A 20,964-nucleotide genomic window follows, 5' to 3' on the forward strand; every position below is an offset into this window, starting at 1 on the left:
TCCAAGGCGGCGCCAGCATCACGTGTTGCTGCCACAGCTTCGGCGATACGCTTAAGCCCCGCTACATTGTCGGCGCGAAACCACTTGACCAGTGAGCTATTACGCACTCTTTCAAGGATGGCTGCTTCTAAGCCAACCTCCTGGTTGTCACCGCGACTCCACATCCTTTCCCACTGAGCGTACACTTAGGGGCCTTAGCTGATGATCTGGGCTGTTTCCCTCTCGACTACGAAGCTTATCCCCCGCAGTCTCACTGCCGCGCTACACCTAATGGCATTCGGAGTTTAGCTGACGTCAGTAACCCACAGGGCCCATCAGCCATCCAGTAGCTCTACCTCCACCAGGAACCACACGACGCTGCACCTAAATGCATTTCGGGGAGAACCAGCTATCACGGAGTTTGATTGGCCTTTCACCCCTACCCACAGTTCATCCCCCAGGTTTTCAACCCTGGTGGGTTCGGTCCTCCACACAGTCTTACCTCTGCTTCAACCTGACCATGGGTAGATCACCCCGCTTCGGGTCTAGAACACGCGACAAACGCCAATATTTCAGACTCGCTTTCGCTACGCATACCCCACACGGGTTAAGCACGCCACGCATCACTAACTCGCAGGCTCATTCTTCAAAAGGCACGCCATCACCCCACAAGGCTCTGACGGCTTACAGGCACACGGTTTCAGGTACTATTTCACTCCCCTCCCGGGGTACTTTTCACCATTCCCTCACGGTACTATGCACTATCGGTCATCAAGTAGTATTTAGGCTTACCAAGTGGTCTTGGCAGATTCACACGAGATTCCACGAGTCCCGCACTACTCGGGCACCACATCCACGCCACACCACACCAGTCCATCTACACGACTATCACGCTCTCCGGTCAGCCATCCCAGACTGTTCAACTCCCAACACAATGCAACGCGACCCCCCGGCAGAAGGATCCAACATGGCCCCACAACACCAAACACGCAACAGCCGCCGCCTATCACACGCATCTGGTTTAGCCTCCTCCGCTTTCGCTCGCCACTACTCACGGAATATCTTCTCCTACGGGTACTAAGATGTTTCACTTCCCCGCGTTCCCCCCACCACCCTATACACGTTCAGATGATGGTAACCCAGCACAACCCAGGTTAGGTTCCCCCATTCGGACACCCTCGGATAATAACGCTCGCTCGCCAACTCCCCGAGGCATATCGCAGGCCGCAACGTCCTTCATCAGCTCTTGATACCAAGGCATCCACCGAATGCCCAACAAAACTAAACAAAACACAAAAAACAGTACAAACAAAAACATGCTCGCAACCACTATACAAATCACAAACAACCCACCACACACACCCACACCAACCAACACAACCAGCCAGCACGGGCGCGCAGGCCAACCCACCACACACGCACGCACGCAGAACACACAAACAATGCCCCCACACACGCACACTAACGGCGGACGCCAACACGGTGTTGAACGTGAACCCGACAGCGTGTCTGCTCATCAACTATACCCAACCCCAAAAACGCGCCCACACCCACCACCCACAACGGGCAGCAAACACATGCGAACACAAGAAAACAACCCCTCCACCACCACCCACCACCACAACAGCAGCAGCAGACAGCAATACAAGAAAAAAATTGCCTCCCACAAAAATCAGGGCTCCCTAGAAAGGAGGTGATCCAGCCGCACCTTCCGGTACGGCTACCTTGTTACGACTTCGTCCCAATCGCCAATCCCACCTTCGACCACTCCCCCCAGCAAAAACCGGTTAGGCCATGGGCTTCGGGTGTTACCAACTTTCGTGACGTGACGGGCGGTGTGTACAAGGCCCGAGAACGTATTCACCGCAGCGTTGCTGATCTGCGATTACTAGCGACTCCACCTTCATGGGGTCGAGTTGCAGACCCCAATCCGAACTGAGACTGGCTTTAAGGGATTCGCTCCACCTCACGATATCGCAACCCTCTGTACCAACCATTGTAGCATGCGTGAAGCCCAAGACATAAGGGGCATGATGATTTGACGTCATCCCCACCTTCCTCCGAGTTAACCCCGGCAGTCCCCCACGAGTCCCCACCACAACGTGCTGGCAACATAGGGCAAGGGTTGCGCTCGTTGCGGGACTTAACCCAACATCTCACGACACGAGCTGACGACAACCATGCACCACCTGCACACCCCCAACCAAATGCACGCACGTCTCCGCACGCCCAGGGCGCATGTCAAGCCTTGGTAAGGTTCTTCGCGTTGCATCGAATTAATCCGCATGCTCCGCCGCTTGTGCGGGCCCCCGTCAATTCCTTTGAGTTTTAGCCTTGCGGCCGTACTCCCCAGGCGGGGCACTTAAAGCGTTAGCTACGGCGCAGAAACCACGGGTGGCCCCCACACCTAGTGCCCAACGTTTACAGCGTGGACTACCAGGGTATCTAATCCTGTTCGCTCCCCACGCTTTCGCTCCTCAGCGTCAGTAACGGCCCAGAGACCCGCCTTCGCCACCGGTGTTCTTCCTGATATCTGCGCATTCCACCGCTACACCAGGAGTTCCAGTCTCCCCTACCGCACTCAAGCCAGCCCGTACCCACCGCACGCCCCCAGTTAAGCCAGAGGATTTCACGACAGACGCGACCAACCGCCTACAAGCCCTTTACGCCCAATAATTCCGGACAACGCTCGCGCCCTACGTATTACCGCGGCTGCTGGCACGTAGTTAGCCGGCGCTTCTTTACCCACTACCCTCACCACAACCCACAGTTGCGGCTTGACCATGAGCGAAAGAGGTTCACAACCCGAAGGCCTCCATCCCTCACGCGGCGTCGCTGCATCAGGCTTGCGCCCATTGTGCAATATTCCCCACTGCTGCCTCCCGTAGGAGTCTGGGCCGTATCTCAGTCCCAATGTGACCGGTCACCCTCTCAGGCCGGCTACCCGTCAAAGCCTTGGTAGGCCATCACCCCACCAACAAGCTGATAGGCCGCGAGCCCATCCCCCACCAGAAAAACCCTTTCCACCAACCCCCATGCGAAGACCAGTGAATATCCAGTATTAGCACCCATTTCCGGGCGTTATCCCAAAGAAGAGGGCAGGTTACTCACGTGTTACTCACCCGTTCGCCACTCATCCACCCAGCAAGCTAGGCTTCAGCGTTCGACTTGCATGTGTTAAGCACGCCGCCAGCGTTCGTCCTGAGCCAGGATCAAACTCTCCGAACAAAAACAAAACGTCAAAGCCCAGAAAAACCCACCACACAAAAAGGGCAGGCAATCCCAACCAAAAACACTCAAAAACAAAAAACAGGCATAAAAACAAACAAACACACTATCGAGTTCACAAACAACACCCACACAATCAAAAACACGCACCACAAGCACGCATCCCCAAAAGGCAAGACCACACCAAACACCAGAAACCAGACCCACAGCCCAGCACCACCATTCGGCGCAACGGAGAAAACAATACCCACCCCACAACCCCGCCGTCAAATCGAAATCGCACAACCCCCTCAGGCCTGCAATTCGTTGAATTTCCGCCATTCACCTACCCATTGAGCACATCGGGACGGCCCCAATGCCCCAATTTTATGACGCAGGACACATAAGTCCGGCCGCAACGTGTCCCAGGTCTCCACCAAAGCCCAAAGAAACCCATCATCATTAGGATTAACAGACCGTAGCGAGCTCCTCCATTAAGCAACTCTTTACCGACCCTTGACCGACGGGTTATACTCAGGTCGCCAGTGTGGCCCCGCCACATCCGTCGATTCTAGGGAAGCCCATGATCGCTACCATTTTGAGCTCGATCTCCGACGTCATGTACACGTACGTCCTGGTCGCGCTCCTGATTGCAGTCGGCCTGTACTTCTTTATTCGTACGCGCGCGCTCCCGCTGCGCATGTTCGGGGAAGCAGTGCGCGTCGTTACCGAACCTCCGCACGAGGAAGGCGAGGTTTCCTCCTTCCGCGCCCTGATGGTTTCCACGGCCTCGCGCGTGGGGGTCGGCAACATCGCCGGCGTCGCAACGGCTGTGTCGCTGGGCGGCGCAGGATCCGTGTTCTGGATGTGGGTCATCGCGACGCTGGGCGGCGCGTCGGCCTTCATTGAGTCCACGCTGGCACAGATCTACAAGAAACGCGGTCCTCACCACTCCTACGGTGGTCCCGCCTACTACATTCACACGGCGCTCAAGTGGAACTGGTTGGCCACGCTGTTTGCGATCGTCCTGATTGTCACCTACATGGGCGGCTTCAACCTGCTCGCCTCGTTTAACGTTGCCGACGCGTTCGGGCAGTACAGCTGGGCCAACGACTGGACGCCCCGGATCGTGGGTGGCATTCTCGCGATCCTGATGGCCGTATCGATCTTCGGTGGCACGCGTCGCCTCACGGATGTCACAGGCTTCCTCGTTCCGATCATGGCGATCATCTACCTGGGCGTTGGACTAATCGTCATCGCCCTGAACTACCGCAACATTCCCACCATGTTCGCGGCGATCTTCTCCGGCGCATTCGATTTTTACGCGATGTTTGGCGGTTTCGCCGGTTCCGCGATGATGTACGGCATCAAGCGTGGCCTGTACTCGAACGAGGCTGGCGTTGGTTCCGCCCCGAACGCCGCCGCCTCGGCGTCGGTGTCGCACCCCACGAAGCAGGGCCTCGTTCAGATGCTGTCGGTCTTCATCGACACGATGATCATCTGCACGTTTACCGCCTTCGTGGTTCTGTCATCCGGCGTCGGATCGGGCCACGGCGTGACAGGCGCTCCGCTGGTCAAGGACGCGATGGCGACGGTCCTGGGACAGCCCATCGCGCAGGTTTTTATTTCGGTCGCGCTCTTCCTCTTCGCGTTCACGACCCTGGTGGGCAACTTCTACTACGCCGAAGTCAACTTCCGCTTCCTGCTGCGCAACATCCACTTGAAACACTGGATGCTCACCGCGTTCCGCGCCGTGGCCGCCGTGCTCGTGTTCGCCGGGGCCCTGCTGAAGTTCGAGGTTGCATGGAGCCTGGGCGACATCCTGATGGGCCTCATGGCCCTCATCAACCTGCCGGTGATCGTCGTCCTGGGACGCCAGGCCATCGACTGCATGAACGACTATTCGGCTCAGCGAAGGGCCGGACTGGAGCCCCACTTCAGGGCCTCCTCAATCGGCCTGAATCCCGCCGAGCTTGACTTCTGGCGCGACGACGCCCCGGATACCGCCGATGCCTCGGTAACCGAAGCCGCCGACTCCTCGGAGGACGCCGACCGCGCCACCCCGGTACCCGTGTAAGGAAACGGCGACGTGTTAGGAAGCCCCGGCCTCGTCCAAACAGACGAGGCCGGGTTCTTGCGCGAGCAAGAGCTCACTTTGTGGCCAGCAGCGCCTCCTCGGCCTCCTTGGTCCACAGCCCGTCCTTCATGGCGGCCGCGACCTGCGGGAACTGCTCGGGCAGCTCGGACAGCGGGGTCAAACCCAGGTCGTGCAGGGACGGGAAGACCATGATCTTGCCGCCCGACGTGCGGTTGATAACCGCGTTGATGGCGTCACCAAAACCCGCCATGCCGGTGACCGCATACAGCGAGATCGACGTGTCGATGATGCCCTCCTCGATCTTGTGCAGCACCGTGCGCATATCGGAGACGTCGGAGCCGGAGGTGCCCAGCATAAAGATGCGGCGCGCGATAATGCCCTGCAGGTCGAAGTCCCCGAAGGTACCCGCAGGGATACCGGCGAAGGCGTTGATGATTGCGCCGGGGGCCGCCAGGTCCACCGCGCCGGCGACCAGCGCCGGGACAGGCACCAGGCACGTGATGTGCGTGTATCCGTATTCGAGGGGCGTCACGGAGGTGTTGATGATCTCCAGGGGCACACCCTCGCGTTCGGCGACCGGGCCGACGACGGCCTTCAGGCCCGCCAGGCGTTCATCCGACAGGTCCGTACCCACGACGCTGATGCCGGGAACGCCCGAGGTCACGGCGCGCATCGTGTGCATCTGCCCCATCGGGCCGGCGGCGCCCACGATGGCGATCGTGTCGCCCGCGCGCAGGTCGCCCGTGGCGGGAACCCACGAGTAGCCCTCGGCCGGATCATCCCCAGTGGTGCCCACGAAGCGGATGAAGTCGTAGTGCACGCGGCCGATATCCAGCGACACCTTGCGCTCGATGCGGCGCCCGCCCAGCACCACGTTGAGGACGCCGCGCGAGGCCAGCAGCTGCGCGATCTTCTCAATCACATCGGCGCGAGCGCCGAAGTAGATGATGTCATCGAAGGAGCCCTGGACCGAGTGCGCCTCATCCTCGCTGACCCGGGTAAGCGACGCCGGGGCGTGTGCGCTCGTCAGCGCGTCAACGTCCCCCTCCCCCACGACCAACAGCGCGCCGCCGTCGGCCAGGTGATCGCGTTCCTTCCACGCGTAGGAGCCCTCGACGGTCGCCCACGGCTCGATGAGGCCGACGGCCGCGGCGGAAGGGGTATCGGACACGTGAATCAGGAACTCCTCGCCGTCGGGAGCCACGACGCAGCGCTCGTCAACGACCGTGTACTCCTGCAGGGCGCCGTCGAAGTTATAGCCGAAAGCGCCGTTCGACTTCGCGGTGCGCAGGTGCTTCCAGTCGGCCTGGACCAGCAGGCGGTCGCCGACCTGAAAGTGCGTGACGGCGTTCCCGACCGCGACCACGCGGACGACGGGCTCGTGGCCGGGGACAGTCGGGGCGCTGCCCGGGTGGTAGTTCGGGATCTCGGCGAGGGCGGCGGGGTCGATCCCCGATACGACCTGGCTCTTGCGCGGGTGCTTGTCGAACTGGTGGAGCAGCTTCGTGTCCGAGAAACAGATGCCGCACGCCTCGACCTTGAGCAGCAGCTGGTGGTCCGAAATGGGATCCACGGGCTTGTCGGAAACGAGGCGGAACTGGTCGGCCCCCGTAATCTGGATGGCGTACTGGGTGGAGGGAACCTGGGTCATGACTGACTCCTTCACTGGGAAAGGGGACGGGTGGAAGGCGAGGCCGAGGCCCAGACCGCGAGATCGGGGGCCGGCCTCTTCCGTTCACGAGAGCATCACCTGGCCGCCCGTGACGGGCACGGCCTGACCTGTCTCGTAGACCTGCTCGACAATGTAGAAGATCGCGCGCAGAACGTCGATGCCCTGCGCGCCGCGACGCATGGGGACCTTCGCCTCATAGAACTCTTTCACGTCGGCGACCGTCTTCGCACCGGGAACCTTCCCGGAGTTCAGGTACTGGACGAAGAGCCCGCGATCGGGATCGGACCACAGCGGCCCATCGTAGAAGTTTCCGGGGCAAATTGCGTTGACCTTCACGCCGTGGGCCACCATCTCCAGGGCAAAGGACTGCACCAGTCCGATGCCGCCGAATTTGCTGCCCGCGTAGGCGGCGTTCTTGTTCGAACCGACCAGGCCGGACTTGGAGTTGATCTGAATGATATCGCTCATCCACTGCGGGGCGGTCGAGTGCTGGCGGGCCAGCAGCTGCCCCAGGTGCTTGGTGACCAGGAAGAACGCCACGTAGTTGATGTCCGTGGAGAGGCGGAACGCAGCAGCATCCTGTTCCAGGACGGAACCCGCGCGCACGATTCCGGCGTTCGAGACGACCAGGTCGAGGCCGCCCGTGACTGCCTCGATCTCACGGGCCATCGCGGCAACCGAGTCCTCGTCGGCGACGTTGACCGTGATCGGGTGGGCGACGCCCTCGCCGCCGAGTTCCTGCGCCTTTGCCGCGGCCCCTTCACCGTTGAGGTCGGCAATGAACACGAAGCACCCGGCGTTGACCAATCCCCGGGCGATCTCCGCGCCGAAGCCCTGAGCTCCACCCGTCACCAGCGCGACACGGCCGTTGATGGCGCGCTCGCCGGTGCGCGTGGCGCGAACCTCGTAGGTTTCCTCACCGACGCGCACAACGACGGGCAGTTCCGTCTCCTTCAGGGGGGCAGCGGGCGCCTCGGCCAGCGGGGCATCGAAGGTGAGGGTCGGTTCCTCCCGCGAGGGGGCCACGATCACCGGGCGCCCCAGGGCCTTCAGGAAGAGCCCGCGAACCTCGGGAGCGTTACTCATGTTTTCTCTCTTTCTGTGCGCGATTCGTCAGTTGATCGATGTGGCTCGGGAGGCGACCTTTGCGGCGTCCTCGCCGTCCGCGATCGCCCTGCCCAGGGGCGCGTACTGCGCGATGCGCTCCGCGAGCGCATCGGGGCTCAGGCGACCCGTCCGACCCAGCAGGTGCAGGGCCGGATCCAGTGAGGACAGGGCCTCGTGCGCGACCAGCGCCCAGGTGGCCTCGTTGAGGTCGGCGAACTCCTGGCGGCGCAGCTCTTCGCACGTGAAGCGCTGGCGCGGCTGGTTGATATCGACACCCGAAATTTCGAGCATGCCGTGTGCCAACGCCAGCGCGTGGATCCGCTGAAGCTGCTCGGGCGTGTTGCGCGGCGGCATGTAGGTGACCGCGCGCAGCCCAATGTCTTCCATGTCCGCAAAAAGTTCGTCCAAGAAGTCGTCCTCGAACTTCTCGGCCTTCTTGTCTCCCGTCGGAGAGGCGGACACGTCGCCCAGGTAGGCGTAGGTGGCGATGGCGCCGATCGAGTCGGCGAAGGACACGACCTCGGCGGACGTGGGCAGCTCGTCGGTGGGTTGGATGTAGATGCGGTCCAGGTAGTTGGCCTTGAGGACTCCCAGCAGGTCGTACATCAGGTGCGGGTTGTCCGCGTCGGACATTACGTGCGCCAGCGAGTCCGGGATCCGCACCCCCATCGAGTCCAGGCCCTGGACCAGGGAAGGGCCGCGCCCGAAGCCGCGGATGAGAGCCGAGGCCATGGCCGCCAGCAGGTGACGCTCCGTGATGCCGCCCCCATTTGCGTACTGGGAGATGCCCACCATGTCTAGGCGCGGGTCGAAGGGCTCCAGGCCCAGGTCGGCGAGGATCCTGTTCGCCCTCTGGGCCATGGCAAGGGTGCGTTCCAACCGGGCCGCCCGCTTCGGTGCCAGCCACTGCGCGACCTTCTCACGCATCGGCGCGGGCACGCCCTGGACCGTCATGTAGGCGACCCCCACGGAATCCGGGTTGTTGAGCTTGCGGTCACCAAGGGGCGTGCCCTGGCCGAAGCGGACGCGAATCTCGAAGCCGGTGACGGATCCCATGCCCAGGATGCGGGTCGCCTCGCTCATCTCGGCGGCGGCGGCGATGGAGTCGTGGTCGACGGAGCCGACGACCTTCAGACCCGCGCGTCGGGCGAGCAGCGCGGCGTGCGTGGGCGTGTAGGGGCTGAACGAGAAGCACGTGTGGATGTGGTTGTTCGACTCGGGCACCCACGATGGAAAGTGCTCGCGATCCGCGGTGGCGCGCAGCGCCTCAATGCGCTGAGCTGGCGTTAAGGCGGGGTCGTTGGTGATGTCCATGGGTTCTTCCATCTCTTCGTTGGGTGGAGAAAAACGTTGGTCGATCGTGTGGGGGGGGCGAGGCCGGGGCACAGGTGAGGAGGAGGTTCGCCCCGGCCTCGCCGGGCTCGCGTCAGGGGTGCGAGCCGGGAGTGGGGGCGGGCCGGAAAGGGGAACGGCCCGCCCCCAAGGCATCACAGGCCGGCGCGGTTCAGGCGCGCGATCTCGGCCTCGGTCGCGTGCTTCGTGGTGGGCACGTGGCCGGGCAGCGGCAGGATACGCTCGTGGATCGCGTCGAGGATCCACGACACCTGTGGGAAGAAGAACGACTCAAGCTCGGGTCCGGGCGTGATGCCGTTGCGAGAGCCGACCACGGCGATGGGCGCATCCAGCGCGTCGAAGGCCAGGGTCTGCACGTTCGCGGCTACCGTGTTGAGGAAGGACCCGCGCTCGACCGCGTCCGAGGTCAGGATGAGACGGCCGGTCTTCTTCACGGACGCGATCAGCTTGTCGTAGTTCAGCGGGGCGACGAAACGCAGATCGATGACCTCCGCGCTCAGCCCGTACTTCTCGGCCAAGACGTCGGCGGCCTCGAGGGCCTTGTAGACGGTTGCACCGTAGGCCGCGATCGTGATGTCGCTGCCCTCGCGGCGGATCGCCGGCTCGCCCTCTTCGGTCTCGTAGTATCCCTCGGGAACACCGCCGGGCTCGAAGTCCTCGCCCTTGTCGTAGAGCTTCTGGGATTCGAAGAAGACGACGGGGTCGGTGCCGGACAGCGCCAGGTTAAGCATGCCCTTGGCGTCGGTGGGCGTGGTCGGGAAGTAGACCTTGAGGCCGGGGATGTGGGCTGTCAGCGCGCTCCAGTCCTGGCTGTGTTGGGCGCCGTACTTCGCGCCCACGGAGACGCGCAGGACGAGGGGCATCTTGAGCAGTCCGGCGCTCATGGACTGCCACTTGGCCATCTGATTGAAGACCTCGTCGCCGGCACGTCCCAGGAAGTCGCAGTACATGAGCTCGACAACCGCCCGCCCGCCGGCCATGGCGTAGCCCACGCCCGCCCCGACGATGGAGGCCTCGGCGATGGGCGAGTTGAAGAGGCGCCGGTAGGGCAGCGCCTCGGTCAGGCCGCGGTAGACCGCGAACGCACCGCCCCAGTCGCGGTTCTCCTCGCCCCAAGCCGCCATCGTCGGGTCGGTCTGGAAGCGGTGCAGCATCGCCTCGAAGAGGCCGTCACGGAACTGGTACATGCGCATCTTGGAGACAGGCTTGCCGTTTTCGTCCACGCTCGTGCGTACCTTCTTGGCCAGGGCCTTCACGCGCGGGTTGTCCGCCAGGTCGATCTCGGGGGTGGCGTCGTCGAAGGACTCGACCTTCTCGTTGGAATACATGACGGAGTCGATGTAGCCGTCCGCGACGCGCGAGGTGGTCTGGTCGTCGATGGTAAGCTTCAGGACCTTGACCAGCTTGTCGGTCAGCGAGGCCGTGTAGCCGTCGATGTCGTCCTGCGTGGTCAGGCCGTTGGAGATGAGCAGCTCGGAGTACTCCTTGATGCAGTCCGCCTGCTCCCACAGGTCGACCTCTTCCTTCGTGCGGTACGACGAGGCATCGGACGGCGAGTGCCCGGAGAAGCGATAGGTGATGGTGTCCATGAGGACGGGGCCTCGCCCCTTCTCCAGGATCTTCTTCTTGCGGGTGGTCGCATCCGCGACGGCCAGCGGGTTGAGGCCGTCGACGCGCTCGGCGTGCATGGCCTCGGGGTTGAGGGCCGCGCCCACGCGGGCGAGGATCTCATAGCCCATGGTCTCGCCGTAGGTCTGTCCGCCCATGCCGTAGAAGTTGTTAAAGAAGTTGAACAGGATTGGCGGGTTGCCGCCGTCCTCCTCGCGCCACAGGGAGCGGAACTGATCCATCGACGCGAAGGTGAGGGCCTCCCACACGGGGCCGCAGGCCAGCGCGGCATCGCCGACGTTGGAGATGACGATGCCGGGCTTGCGGTTGATGCGCTTAAAGAGCGCTGCGCCGTTCGCGATGGGGGCGCTTCCGCCGACGATCGCGTTGTTCGGATAGGAACCGAACGGCAGGAAGAACGTGTGCATCGAGCCGCCCAGGCCGCGATTGAAACCGGACTTGCGGGCGAAGATTTCGGCCAGCGCGCCGAAGAGGATGAAGTTCTCCGTCAGGTCCTTCGTGTCCGAGTACCCGATTTTCTCCGCGTAGGACAGGGTCTCGCCGCCGAGGAAGCCCTTCATGATGTCCTCGAGATGGGCCTCGTCCATCTGGTGCATGGCCGAGTAGCACTTAGCCAGGATCTCGCCGTGGGAACGGTGGGAACCGAAGATGAAGTCCTCGGGGGACAGCACGAAGCTCTGGCCCACGTAGGCGCTCTCCTGGCCGATGCCCAGGTGGGCGGGGCCGCGGTGGTTGTACTCGACGCCCTCCCACGCGCCGGTCTTTTTGATCGAGTCGAGCATGGACTCGAAGGTGCGCACGACGATCATGTCGTGGAGCATCTGGACCATGCCGTCCTGGCCGTAGCGGGCGATCTCGGTGTCGCGGTCGAAGCTGTACTGGTTGACGGGAACGTCGGGGAACTGCACGTGTCCCGGGCGACGCACCGCGGCGGGGTCGATGATGAGAGACTTAGTCATTTCTTTCTACTCTTCCTAAACGTAGGGATTCGTCAGAGCTTGATGGCCCACGCGGCCTCGCGGATAACCTCGGAGACCGTGGGGTGCGGGAAGACCACCTGGCGCAGGTCCTCGACGGTGAGTTCCATTTCGACGACGGCCTGCGCGCCCCAGATCATTTCGGCGGCGTACGCGCCAAGCACGTGGATGCCGAGGACCTGGTGGGTGTCGGGGTCAACGAGGATCTTCGCCTCGCCGGGGGCCTTGAAGCCGTTCTCGGCGATGAAGCGACCGGACATGAGGGCGGGGACCTTGGCGACCAGGACGGGGCGCCCCTCGCGCTTGGCCACTGATTCGGTCAGGCCGACGCCAGCCGCCTCGGGGATCGAGAACACGGCCCACGGGACGGTGTGCCAGCGCATGACCTCGCCGCGCTTCTTGGCGTTCGGGTCCAGGATGTTTGCCGAGGCGATCTCCGCCATGCGGTAGGCGGCGTGGGCCAGCAGGGAACGGCCAGTGACGTCGCCGATGGCCCACACGTTCGGCAGGTTCGTGCGCATGCGATCATCCACGACGACGCCGCGGTTGATCTCGAGGCCACTCTCTTCGGCGCCCCAACCGTCAGTCGCGGGACGGCGGCCGACGGCCATGAGAACCACGTCGGCCTCGATGCTCTTCTTTTCCTCACCCTTGGAGTAGTGGACGATTCCTCCATCCAGGGATTCGACCCGGCAGCCGAGCTCGAAGGTCACGTCCCTCATGGCGGCGCGGGCCCCCGCGGCCAGGTCGTCGTCCATGAAGGGCAGGATCTCGGGGGCCATTTCGATGACGGTCACCTTCGAGCCGAGCGTGGAGTACAGGGAGGCGAACTCGACGCCGATGACGCCGCCGCCGATGACCGCCAGGCGGGCGGGCACCTCGGGCAGGGACAGGATGCCGGTGGAATCAACCAGCGCGGGATTGTCCTGCGTGCCGGGCAGCGGGGGCATGACCGGGACGGATCCAGTGGCGATGATGACGTGGTCCGAGGTGTAGGTCGCGCCCTCCACGGTGACGCGGCCGGGGGCCTCGAGGTGGCCCCGGCCGTTGATGACCGTGACGCCCGCCTTGCGCTCGGTGGATGTCACCCCGGCGACCAGGCCGGAAACGACCTGGTCCTTCCAGGCCTGCATCTGCGCCCAGTTGACGGACACGCCCTGGGCGTCGACGCCGAACTGGCTGGCTTCCTTGGCGTGCAGGTAGTTCTTGGCGCCGTTGAGCAGGGTCTTCGTGGGGATGCAGCCCACGTTCAGGCAGGTGCCGCCCAGGTACTGTTCCTCGACCAGCGCGACCTTCTTGCCCGCGTGCCCCAGGCGCTCGGCGGCCAGGTAGCCCCCGGGGCCGGCCCCCAGGACGATGACGTCAAAGTGTGTCTCGCTCATGTGTGTTCCTCTTTCCTCAGGCCAGGACGGTCACGTCGATGTTCTCGATGGCGGCGACGAGGTCGCGCAGGAATCGCGCGCCGTCCGCGCCGTCGATGACCTGGTGGTCGATCGTGAGCGACAGGTTAAGGCGCTGCTGGGCGCCGACGGTACCGTCGGGGGCGAAGGACGGGCGCGGGGTGATCGAGCCAACGCCGAGGATCGCCGTCTGGGGCAGGTTGATGACGGGCGTGAAGGTCTCGATCCCGAAGGAGCCGATGTTGGAGACCGTAAAGGTCCCGCCGCCCAGGTAGTCGGGCGACAGGGTGCCGTCGATGGCGCCGCCGGCCAGGCGCTTGGCCTCGTCGGAGAATGCCTTGAGGCCCAGCGACTGCGCGGAGCGGATGACGGGGACCAGGAGGCCGCGCGGGGTGTCGCATGCGAAACCGAGGTGCACCTGCTCGAACTGGGTGAGGACGCCGTCTTCGAGGTGGGCGTTGAAGACGGGGTACCTCGGCAGGGTGCGCGACACCGCGAAGCAAACCAGGTCGTTGAGGGTGATCTTGTTCAGCCCCAGGGCCTCGTCGGCGTTCTTGACCTTCTTGCGCAGGGCGAGGATGCCGGCCGCGTTCGCCGTGGTGTTCAGGGTCAGCTGGGCGGTCGTGGTCAGGGACTCCATCATGCGCTTTGCGACGACCTTGCGCACGCCCCTCAGCGGCGAGGAGGTGGAAGCACCCGGGAAGTCGGCGGCCAAAGCGACAGCCGGGGCGGCGGGTGCAGCCGGGGCCTCGGGGGCGCGGTCCGCGTCGGCGACGCGCACGCGGCCTCCGATGCCGGTGCCTTCCGTGGCACTCACGCCGGCGACGCGCGCGGCGGAGGTGAGGACGGGACCCGAGGCGATCGCGGCGGCGACGTCGCGCTCAATGACGCGTCCATGGGGGCCGGATCCCTCGGTGATAGCAGAAGCGTCGATGCCGGCGCTGGCGGCGAGGGCGCGGGCTCGCGGGGAGACGGCGCCCGTGGCTCGCTCGGTTACAAACGCTGGGGCGGCCGTTTCGATGGGAGCGGCTTTGTTATCCTGCGGGGCCTGCTCGCAGGCGGAGGCGTCGCCTCCGGGAACCAGGCCGGAGATGTCCTCTCCGGGATCGCCGACGATGATGAGGGGATCCTTGACGGGGACCTCATCGCCTTCTTCCCACAGAAGCTTCAGGACGGTTCCCTCGGCGGTCGAGGGCACCTCCATCGTCGACTTGTCGGTCTCGATGGACGCGAGGGTCTGGTCGACGGCGACGGTGTCGCCCTCGGCGATCATCCACTCGACGATGATGCACGACTCAACAGAGTTGCCCAACTGGGGCATCACCACGATAGTGGCCATGTGTTTCCTCCTAGACGATGCGCAGCTTCGTGCGCTCGGCCAATTCCTTGATGGATTCTTCGGGGATCTCATCGTCGGTGATGATTCCGGTGACCTGGTCGATCCCCATGAAGCTGACGAAGCCGGCTTCCCCGTACTTGGAGGAGTCGGCGAGCAGCCACGTCTCTTGTGCGCGGGTGCGCATGATGGAACCGACCTGTCCACCCTCCACGAGTTGGGTGGTCAGGCCGCGGTCAACGCTGAATCCGTCGGTTCCGAGGAACGCGACACGCGCGTTGAAGTCATTGATGGCGCGCTCGGCGACCGGCCCCACGAGGGATTCGGACTCGGCGCGGAAGTGCCCGCCCGTCAGCGTGATGTTGAGGTTCGGGTTGGAACGGGCGTTGGCGAACACCAGGACGGAGTTGGTCAAAACCTGGACTCCCCGCTTGCCGGTGAGGTACTTGACGATGAGGGCGCAGGTGGTGCCGGCCTCGATCATGATGCGATCGTCGTCGTGAATCATGTCGGCCGCGGCCCGCGCGATGCGCTCTTTCTGATCGACGCGGTCGCTTTGACGCAGGTGAATGTTGCGGAACGTGGTGGGCCGGGCACCTCCGTGGGTGCGCACGAGGTATCCCTGCTCGTCGAGGGTTTTCAAGGAGGCGCGCACGGTGACGGGGGAAACGCCCAGGTCGGAGGCGAGCTGGGCGACGCTCACCTCACCCTCGCGGGCGAGGCGATCCAGGATGTAGTTCGTGCGTTCCTCTGCACGTCCCATGGGACACCTCTTCACAGATGAGCGACATTCCCGTCACTTTGCCTTTCGTTAAGGACAGAATAGTCACAAAAGCGAAAGTATGCAACATCACGTGCGGGGCAAATACCCGCGCGCATGCCGCGCGATAACGCCCGCACGCGCGCGCGTTACGGCGGCACACGATCGGCCGTCATGTCAGGAAAAACGCCGATGCGGGCGGCCCGCAAAGGCCGCCCGCACGACAGCTACGCTCCCCCCCCCTCGCGCCACTCGCGCGACACAAGCGAAACGAAAACGAAACGAAAGAACTGGTCACCAGCGAGGCGATCAGCCGCCTCGCGCGAGAAACACGCTTTACTCCCCGGGCTGGCGCACCCCAACCGTCAGGAGCAGGTTGCCGTACAGACGCTGCTCGCCCGTCGCCACAATGATGCCCACTTCCTCGCTGCGCGCCGCGTCGTAGAAATCAAAGCGGGACAGCTCCCCGAACTCGACATCCGGCAGCGCCTCGCGGAACTCGCGGTGGATCGGGATATCCACCGTCTCCCCGTCGGCCGGGGTCATGATCTCCGCGCGCTCGATCGGGATCGTCCGCTTCAGCACCTCCAGGACCTGAAGGACATCCAGCATGCCCGGGGCCAGGTTTAAAGACACGAGCTCGCAGCGCGCTGAGACGCCCGTCGTGTGCGGATAGTTCGCATCCGCCAGCAGAACCTTCGACCCGTGGCCGGCAGCCGCGAGTGCGCGCAGGAACTGGGGGTGAGTCATTGGACCGTACAGCATGAACTTGCCTTTCTATAGGTGAGAGCTGGCCCGGATGACCAGCTCGGGATCGATGATGATGTCCTGGGAGGGGCCGCCAGCCATCAGAGAGCACACCAGGCGGACCGCCGTGCGCCCCAGGCGGTCAAAGGGCTGACGAATCGTGGTGAGCGGGGGCGCATAGGAATCGGCGCCGTCGATGTCATCGAAACCGACCACGCGCACGTCACGCGGCACCACTCCCCCTCGCTCGTAGATGTAGCGCATCGCGCCCAGGGCCAGCTGGTCGTTCGCCGTCTGGATCCCCTCGGGCAGTCGGCCCGCCGCACGCATCACGTCGTAGCCGTCGCGCGAGTCCCACGAGTCGGGCTGCAGCACCACCGGGGTCACCCCGTAGCTCTCGCAGGCCTGTTCGTAGCCTCGCCTGCGCATCTGCGCGTCCGACCAGCCCATGGGCCCCGAGATATGAACGACGTCGGTCAGCCCCTGAGCGAGGAGATGCTCGGTGGCCAAAGATGCCCCGCGCACGTTGTCCACCGCGACCGTCGAAATGCCGTCCAGCCCCTTCTCGCTGGTTAGCACGAGCACGGTCGGAAAGCGCCCCCCGGCTTCGAGCACGACGTCAATCGTCGGATCCTGGCCGCCCAGAATAATGACACCGTCCACGTCGAAGGGGGCGAAGTCGTTCCTCAAACGGCCGTCGGGTCCGTACGCGTAGGACAGGGACACGTGGTAGCCCGCCTGCGCGGAAGCGTTGAGGATCGACAGGAGGACGCGCCCGTGCCCGTGGAACATGGGGGCGGCCAACACGACCTGCAACACGTCGGTGCGTTTCGCAGCCAGCGCGCGCGCCGCGTAGTTGGGCACGTATCCCAGCTCTTCGACGAGTTTAGCGATGCGAGCACGCGTCTTTTCGGAAACCTCCGGGTCGCCGCGCACGACGCGCGACACCGTATTGGTTGACACGCCGGCCTGCCGCGCGATGTCGGCCAGCGAGACCTTCTTAGGCGCGGGGCGGGACGTGGACATGGGTCGATGCGCTCGCAGCGATGACGGCGGACCGCTCTCCTTGGGCCAGGGCACCAATCGTCTCCAGCTGCGCCAGGAGGGAACCGAAGGTCGATGCCTCGATGGGACCGGCCACAACGGTGACGCCCGCGAGCTTCGCGGTCAGGTCACACAGCAGATGGTTGCGAGCGCCACCACCGACCAGGTTGAGCTGGTCGGGGGCTGCGCCCGTCGCCTGCGTCAGCTCGCCGATCGCGCGCGCGTAGCGACGGGCAAAGGATTCGATGATGACGCGCACGTATGCCGCCATCGAGTCGGGTCGAGCCGCCCCCTGCGCGTCCAGTGCCGCGTCGATCTTGCGCTGCATGTCGCCCGGGGTAGCGAAGGCCTCCTCGTCGGGGTTGAAGGTGCCCGAGGCAGGGGGCAGCGCGCGGGCCTGCGCGACCAACTCGTCGGTGTCCGTGGGAGTGCCCTCGCGCTCCCACTGGCGCTGGATCTCCTGGAGAATCCACATGCCGGTGATGTTGAAGAGGGGGCGCACGCCCCCGTCGGTGCGTCCCTCGTTGGTGATGCCGAGCTCGAAGGCCGCGTCGCCCGTGAGGGGCGCGTCCTCGATGGCCCCCAGGACCGACCAGGATCCGCAAGAGAGGAAGTAGGCGCGTTTACCTTCTTCGATGGGCAGGCCGTGGACCGCGCACGCGGAGTCGTGGGCGCCCCCTCGCACGACGGTGAGCGCCTCCAGGCCCGGCACTGTGCAGGGGCCGACGACGGTGCGGTCGGCGTCCAGGGACCCGAACCAGGCGCGCGGTATGCCCAGGCGGTTAAAAACCTGGTCGTTAAAGTCTGCGCCTCCCGGCGTCAGTAGGCCGGACGTGGAGGCAATCGTGCGGGACCAGCCAACCACGCCGGTCAGGCGGTAGGTGAAGTAGTCGGGCAGAAACAGGGCAGAGCGCACACGCTGGGCATCCCCCGGATTCTCCTGCAGGAAGGCGAAGAGCTGGTTCGCCGTGTTGATCGTCGCCGGCTGATTGCCCGTCATGTCAAAGAACTCGCGGTCACCGACGCGCACCCTGAAGGCCTCCAGGGTGCGGGAGGTACGTTCATCGCGGTACGCCACGACGTCGCCGACCAGGTTTCCGTCCTCGTCCAGGGGCGCCCAGTCGACGCCCCACGTGTCGATGGAAACGGTGCGGGCGTCGGGGAAATGCGCGAGCGCCTTCTTCAAACCAACGATAGTCTCGGCCTCCATCGTCGCCACGTCCCACGTCAGGGTTCCGTCTTTGCGGCGCCGGGCCTGATGCTTAAAGCGGTAAATGTCGGTGACGTCCAGGCGTCCGTCGTGAAGCGTTCCGGCCAGGACTCGTCCGGAAGCGGATCCAAGGTCAACAGCAAGTACAGTGGTCATTGAAGGTCTCCTGTGGTGTGCCCTCGCTCGGCGTTTCCCATCGGTGGGCGGTGTGCGGCTTCCGTATCACCGAGACCGGGGCCTCGGTGAGGGAGTAGGCCGTGCGGGTGGACCCGTTCGGGCTCAGGCGAAGAAGACACCCGAGCCCGAACGGGAATTGTTTCAGCGGTACATCGGGCCGAAGTTCTGGCAGGCACGGAAGTCCGCGCCCTCCAGGGATTCGGTGCCGAACGACGACCACGCCTTTGGCCGGAAGACGCGCTCCTCGGGCACGTTGTGCATGTTGACCGGAATGCGCAGCATGGACGCCAGGGTGATCAGCTGACCACCGATGTGGCCGTAGGAGATCGCGCCGTGGTTCGCTCCCCAGTTGTTCATCACGTCGTAAACGCTCTTGAACGCCCCCTCGCCCGTGAGGTTCGGGACGAACCAGGTCGTGGGCCATTCGATGTTCGTGCGCGCCTCGATCGTGTAGGCAACCTCGTCGGGCAGCTCCACGGAGTAACCCTCGGCGATCTGCATGACCGGTCCCAGGCCCCGCACCAGGTTAATGCGGCACATGGTCAGGGGCATCTCGCCGGAGGTGCGGAAGTGCGTGGAGAAGCCACCGCCGCGGAAGTAGCCGGTCGAAGCCGGGTGGAAGGTCGTGGCCCCCAGCGTGGCCTCACGGTCCTCCTCGGTGAGTTCGTACCAGGGCTTAATGACGGGCTTGCCGTCGCGCATCGCCTTACCGGCGCCGTCAAGCGTGGTCGAACCGGAGTTGCGCAGGTCGAGCAGGCCCGCGGCTGCGCGGCCCTGCGGCTTCCAACCCGTCGCCTTCTCGATGGCCTCCGGGCTCCAGTAGGTGCGCACGTCGGAGAAGATCTGCGGCGTGTTGGTCAGCAGGTACCCAAACAGCATGGACGCGCCGTTGAGCGAATCGTTCTCCGTGGCGACCACGGAGGGCTGACGGATCCCGGTCCAGTCGAAGTTCGTGTTCAGGATCGTTTCCATCACGTCGCCGTTGGGGAAGTGGTCCGTCCACTGGCGCTGGCCCTGGAAGCCCGCGGCGATGGCGCCGTGGCCACCTGCCTCCTCCTCGAAGCCCAGCTCAGCCAGGCGCGGGTTGCCGTGCATGAGGTCCCGTCCGATGAGCGTCATCTTCGTGACGAACTTCCACCAATCCTCGTGCTTGTCCGGGAACTGCCACTCCGGCGGGTTCCAGTCCTTGCCCTGGGTGAAGTTCTCACGGATCCACGTGTACGCCCGCTCGTACTCCTCGGGGTCGTAGATGCCCTCGTCGATGCGGCGCGTGAACTCGCTCATGTCGATGTATTCGTTGCGCATGCCCAGGTACGAGCCGAAGAAGTCGGGGTCGACGACGGAGCCCGCGATGCCCATCGACACCGAGCCCATGGACAGGTAGGACTGGCCCTTCATCTGGGCGACGGCCAGGCCGGCGGTCGCGTAGTCCAACAGGCGCGTGCGCACTTCCTCGGGGATCGAGGTGTCGTCGGCATCCTGCACGTGCTCGCCGTAGATTCCAAACGCGGGGATGCCGATCTGGGCGTGGCCGGCCAGCGCGGCGGCCAGGTAGACGGCGCCCGGGCGCTCCGTGCCGTTGAAGCCCCAGATGGCGTGCGGCATCGCCGGATCCATGTCCGTGGTCTCCGTGCCGTAGCACCAGCACGGGGTGACCGTGAGGGTCAGCCCGACGTTGTTGGCCCTGAACTTGGTGGCGCAGGCCTGCGCCTCGTGGACGCGTCCGATCGTCGTGTCCGCAATAACGACCTCGACGGGGCTGCCATCCGGGTAGCGCAGCGTGGAGGTGTAGAGGTCGGCAACGGACTTCGCCATGTTCATGGTCTGTTCTTCGAGTGACTCGCGTACGCCCTTGCGGCGGCCGTCAATCACGGGGCGGATTCCGATGCGGGGGTATTCTGTCATTATTCCTTCATCCCTCTTGAAGATGTCGATGTCGGAGCGCGGGGGTTCTCACCCCCTCGGATCCTTCGGTTTACTGAAGTGCCGGGTCCGCGGGTCCCACCCGCTCACGCTGGGTGGGACCCGCCGCGGGCCGCCGACGTCGATCTGCTTCGCCGGCCCCGGCCTGGTGCCCTATGGAGCTATCGGCTCACTCGTAGAGGTTCGCCTTGATCGCGGCGTTGTCGATGTTGGACTTGTCGTACCACGCGTAGCCCGAGTCGATGACCTTGGGCAGCTCGCCCTTGTTGATCGCGACGACGGCAGCCTTGACCGTGTAGTAGCCGATCTTGACGGGCGACTGGGTGACGGCGCCGGCCTCCGTGC

At 64.3% G+C, this 20,964-nt stretch carries 12 protein-coding genes, 2 rRNA genes and 1 pseudogene; 1 reads left to right on the forward strand and 14 read right to left on the reverse strand.

Translation table 11 applies throughout. The features are described 5' to 3' along the window. Together BLT68_RS09315 and BLT68_RS07305 are read right to left on the reverse strand one after the other, a co-directional pair. A 23S ribosomal RNA gene (locus tag BLT68_RS09315) occupies nucleotides 1-1,267 on the reverse strand; the annotation flags it as partial. Nucleotides 1,268-1,665: 398 nt separating this feature from the next. Continuing rightward, nucleotides 1,666-3,207 (reverse strand): 16S ribosomal RNA (locus BLT68_RS07305). A 562-nt stretch (nucleotides 3,208-3,769) separates the two neighbouring features. Between BLT68_RS07305 and BLT68_RS07310 the strand changes: the two genes are divergently transcribed. Beyond that, nucleotides 3,770-5,263, forward strand: a complete 1,494-nt coding sequence (locus tag BLT68_RS07310) for an alanine/glycine:cation symporter family protein (protein ID WP_050695195.1) — start codon at nucleotides 3,770-3,772, stop codon at nucleotides 5,261-5,263. A gap of 73 nt (nucleotides 5,264-5,336) precedes the next feature. Here the strand turns inward: BLT68_RS07310 and BLT68_RS07315 are convergent, their stop codons facing one another. The 12 genes and pseudogenes from BLT68_RS07315 to BLT68_RS09435 form a co-directional block, all read right to left on the reverse strand. Next, nucleotides 5,337-6,935: an alcohol dehydrogenase catalytic domain-containing protein gene (locus BLT68_RS07315; protein WP_074633472.1), complete on the reverse strand. Its 1,599-nt coding sequence runs from the start codon at nucleotides 6,933-6,935 to the stop codon at nucleotides 5,337-5,339. Between the two features lie 84 nt (nucleotides 6,936-7,019). Next, on the reverse strand, nucleotides 7,020-8,042 hold the full coding sequence (locus tag BLT68_RS07320; protein ID WP_074633474.1) for an SDR family NAD(P)-dependent oxidoreductase: 1,023 nt from the start codon (nucleotides 8,040-8,042) through the stop codon (nucleotides 7,020-7,022). 27 nt (nucleotides 8,043-8,069) lie between these two features. After that, entirely contained in the window at nucleotides 8,070-9,377 is a 1,308-nt protein-coding gene (locus BLT68_RS07325) for a PHP domain-containing protein (RefSeq protein ID WP_232618758.1), read from the reverse strand. Nucleotides 9,378-9,550: 173 nt separating this feature from the next. Then, nucleotides 9,551-12,004 carry an alpha-ketoacid dehydrogenase subunit alpha/beta gene (locus tag BLT68_RS07330; RefSeq protein WP_074633477.1) on the reverse strand — a complete coding sequence of 818 codons (2,454 nt, stop codon included), beginning with the start codon at nucleotides 12,002-12,004 and terminating at the stop codon, nucleotides 9,551-9,553. A 32-nt stretch (nucleotides 12,005-12,036) separates the two neighbouring features. After that, nucleotides 12,037-13,404 carry a dihydrolipoyl dehydrogenase gene (gene lpdA / locus BLT68_RS07335; RefSeq protein WP_074633479.1) on the reverse strand — a complete coding sequence of 456 codons (1,368 nt, stop codon included), beginning with the start codon at nucleotides 13,402-13,404 and terminating at the stop codon, nucleotides 12,037-12,039. A gap of 16 nt (nucleotides 13,405-13,420) precedes the next feature. Then, a complete protein-coding gene (locus tag BLT68_RS07340; RefSeq protein WP_074633480.1) occupies nucleotides 13,421-14,761 on the reverse strand; it encodes a dihydrolipoamide acetyltransferase family protein in 1,341 nt (446 codons plus the stop codon). 10 nt (nucleotides 14,762-14,771) lie between these two features. Then, nucleotides 14,772-15,521, reverse strand: coding sequence for a DeoR/GlpR family DNA-binding transcription regulator (locus BLT68_RS07345; protein ID WP_050695202.1), 750 nt, complete (start codon nucleotides 15,519-15,521; stop codon nucleotides 14,772-14,774). A 333-nt stretch (nucleotides 15,522-15,854) separates the two neighbouring features. Then, a complete protein-coding gene (locus BLT68_RS07350; protein WP_050695203.1) occupies nucleotides 15,855-16,283 on the reverse strand; it encodes an RbsD/FucU family protein in 429 nt (142 codons plus the stop codon). A 12-nt stretch (nucleotides 16,284-16,295) separates the two neighbouring features. Then, on the reverse strand, nucleotides 16,296-17,291 hold the full coding sequence (locus BLT68_RS07355; RefSeq protein ID WP_050695204.1) for a LacI family DNA-binding transcriptional regulator: 996 nt from the start codon (nucleotides 17,289-17,291) through the stop codon (nucleotides 16,296-16,298). Beyond that, on the reverse strand, nucleotides 17,266-18,675 hold the full coding sequence (locus tag BLT68_RS07360) for a rhamnulokinase (RefSeq protein WP_074633482.1): 1,410 nt from the start codon (nucleotides 18,673-18,675) through the stop codon (nucleotides 17,266-17,268). Before BLT68_RS07360 ends, BLT68_RS07355 begins: the two co-directional genes overlap by 26 nt. A 162-nt stretch (nucleotides 18,676-18,837) precedes the next feature. Next, the gene (locus BLT68_RS07365) at nucleotides 18,838-20,601 is read right to left on the reverse strand and encodes an L-fucose isomerase (protein WP_074633483.1); all 1,764 of its coding nucleotides are present in this window, start codon (nucleotides 20,599-20,601) and stop codon (nucleotides 18,838-18,840) included. A 187-nt stretch (nucleotides 20,602-20,788) separates the two neighbouring features. Then, nucleotides 20,789-20,964, reverse strand: a pseudogene (locus BLT68_RS09435) (BMP family ABC transporter substrate-binding protein); the annotation flags it as partial.

The sequence above is a fragment of the Schaalia meyeri genome (genome assembly GCF_900105015.1).
GTDB classification, from domain to species: Bacteria; Actinomycetota; Actinomycetes; order Actinomycetales; family Actinomycetaceae; genus Pauljensenia; species Pauljensenia meyeri.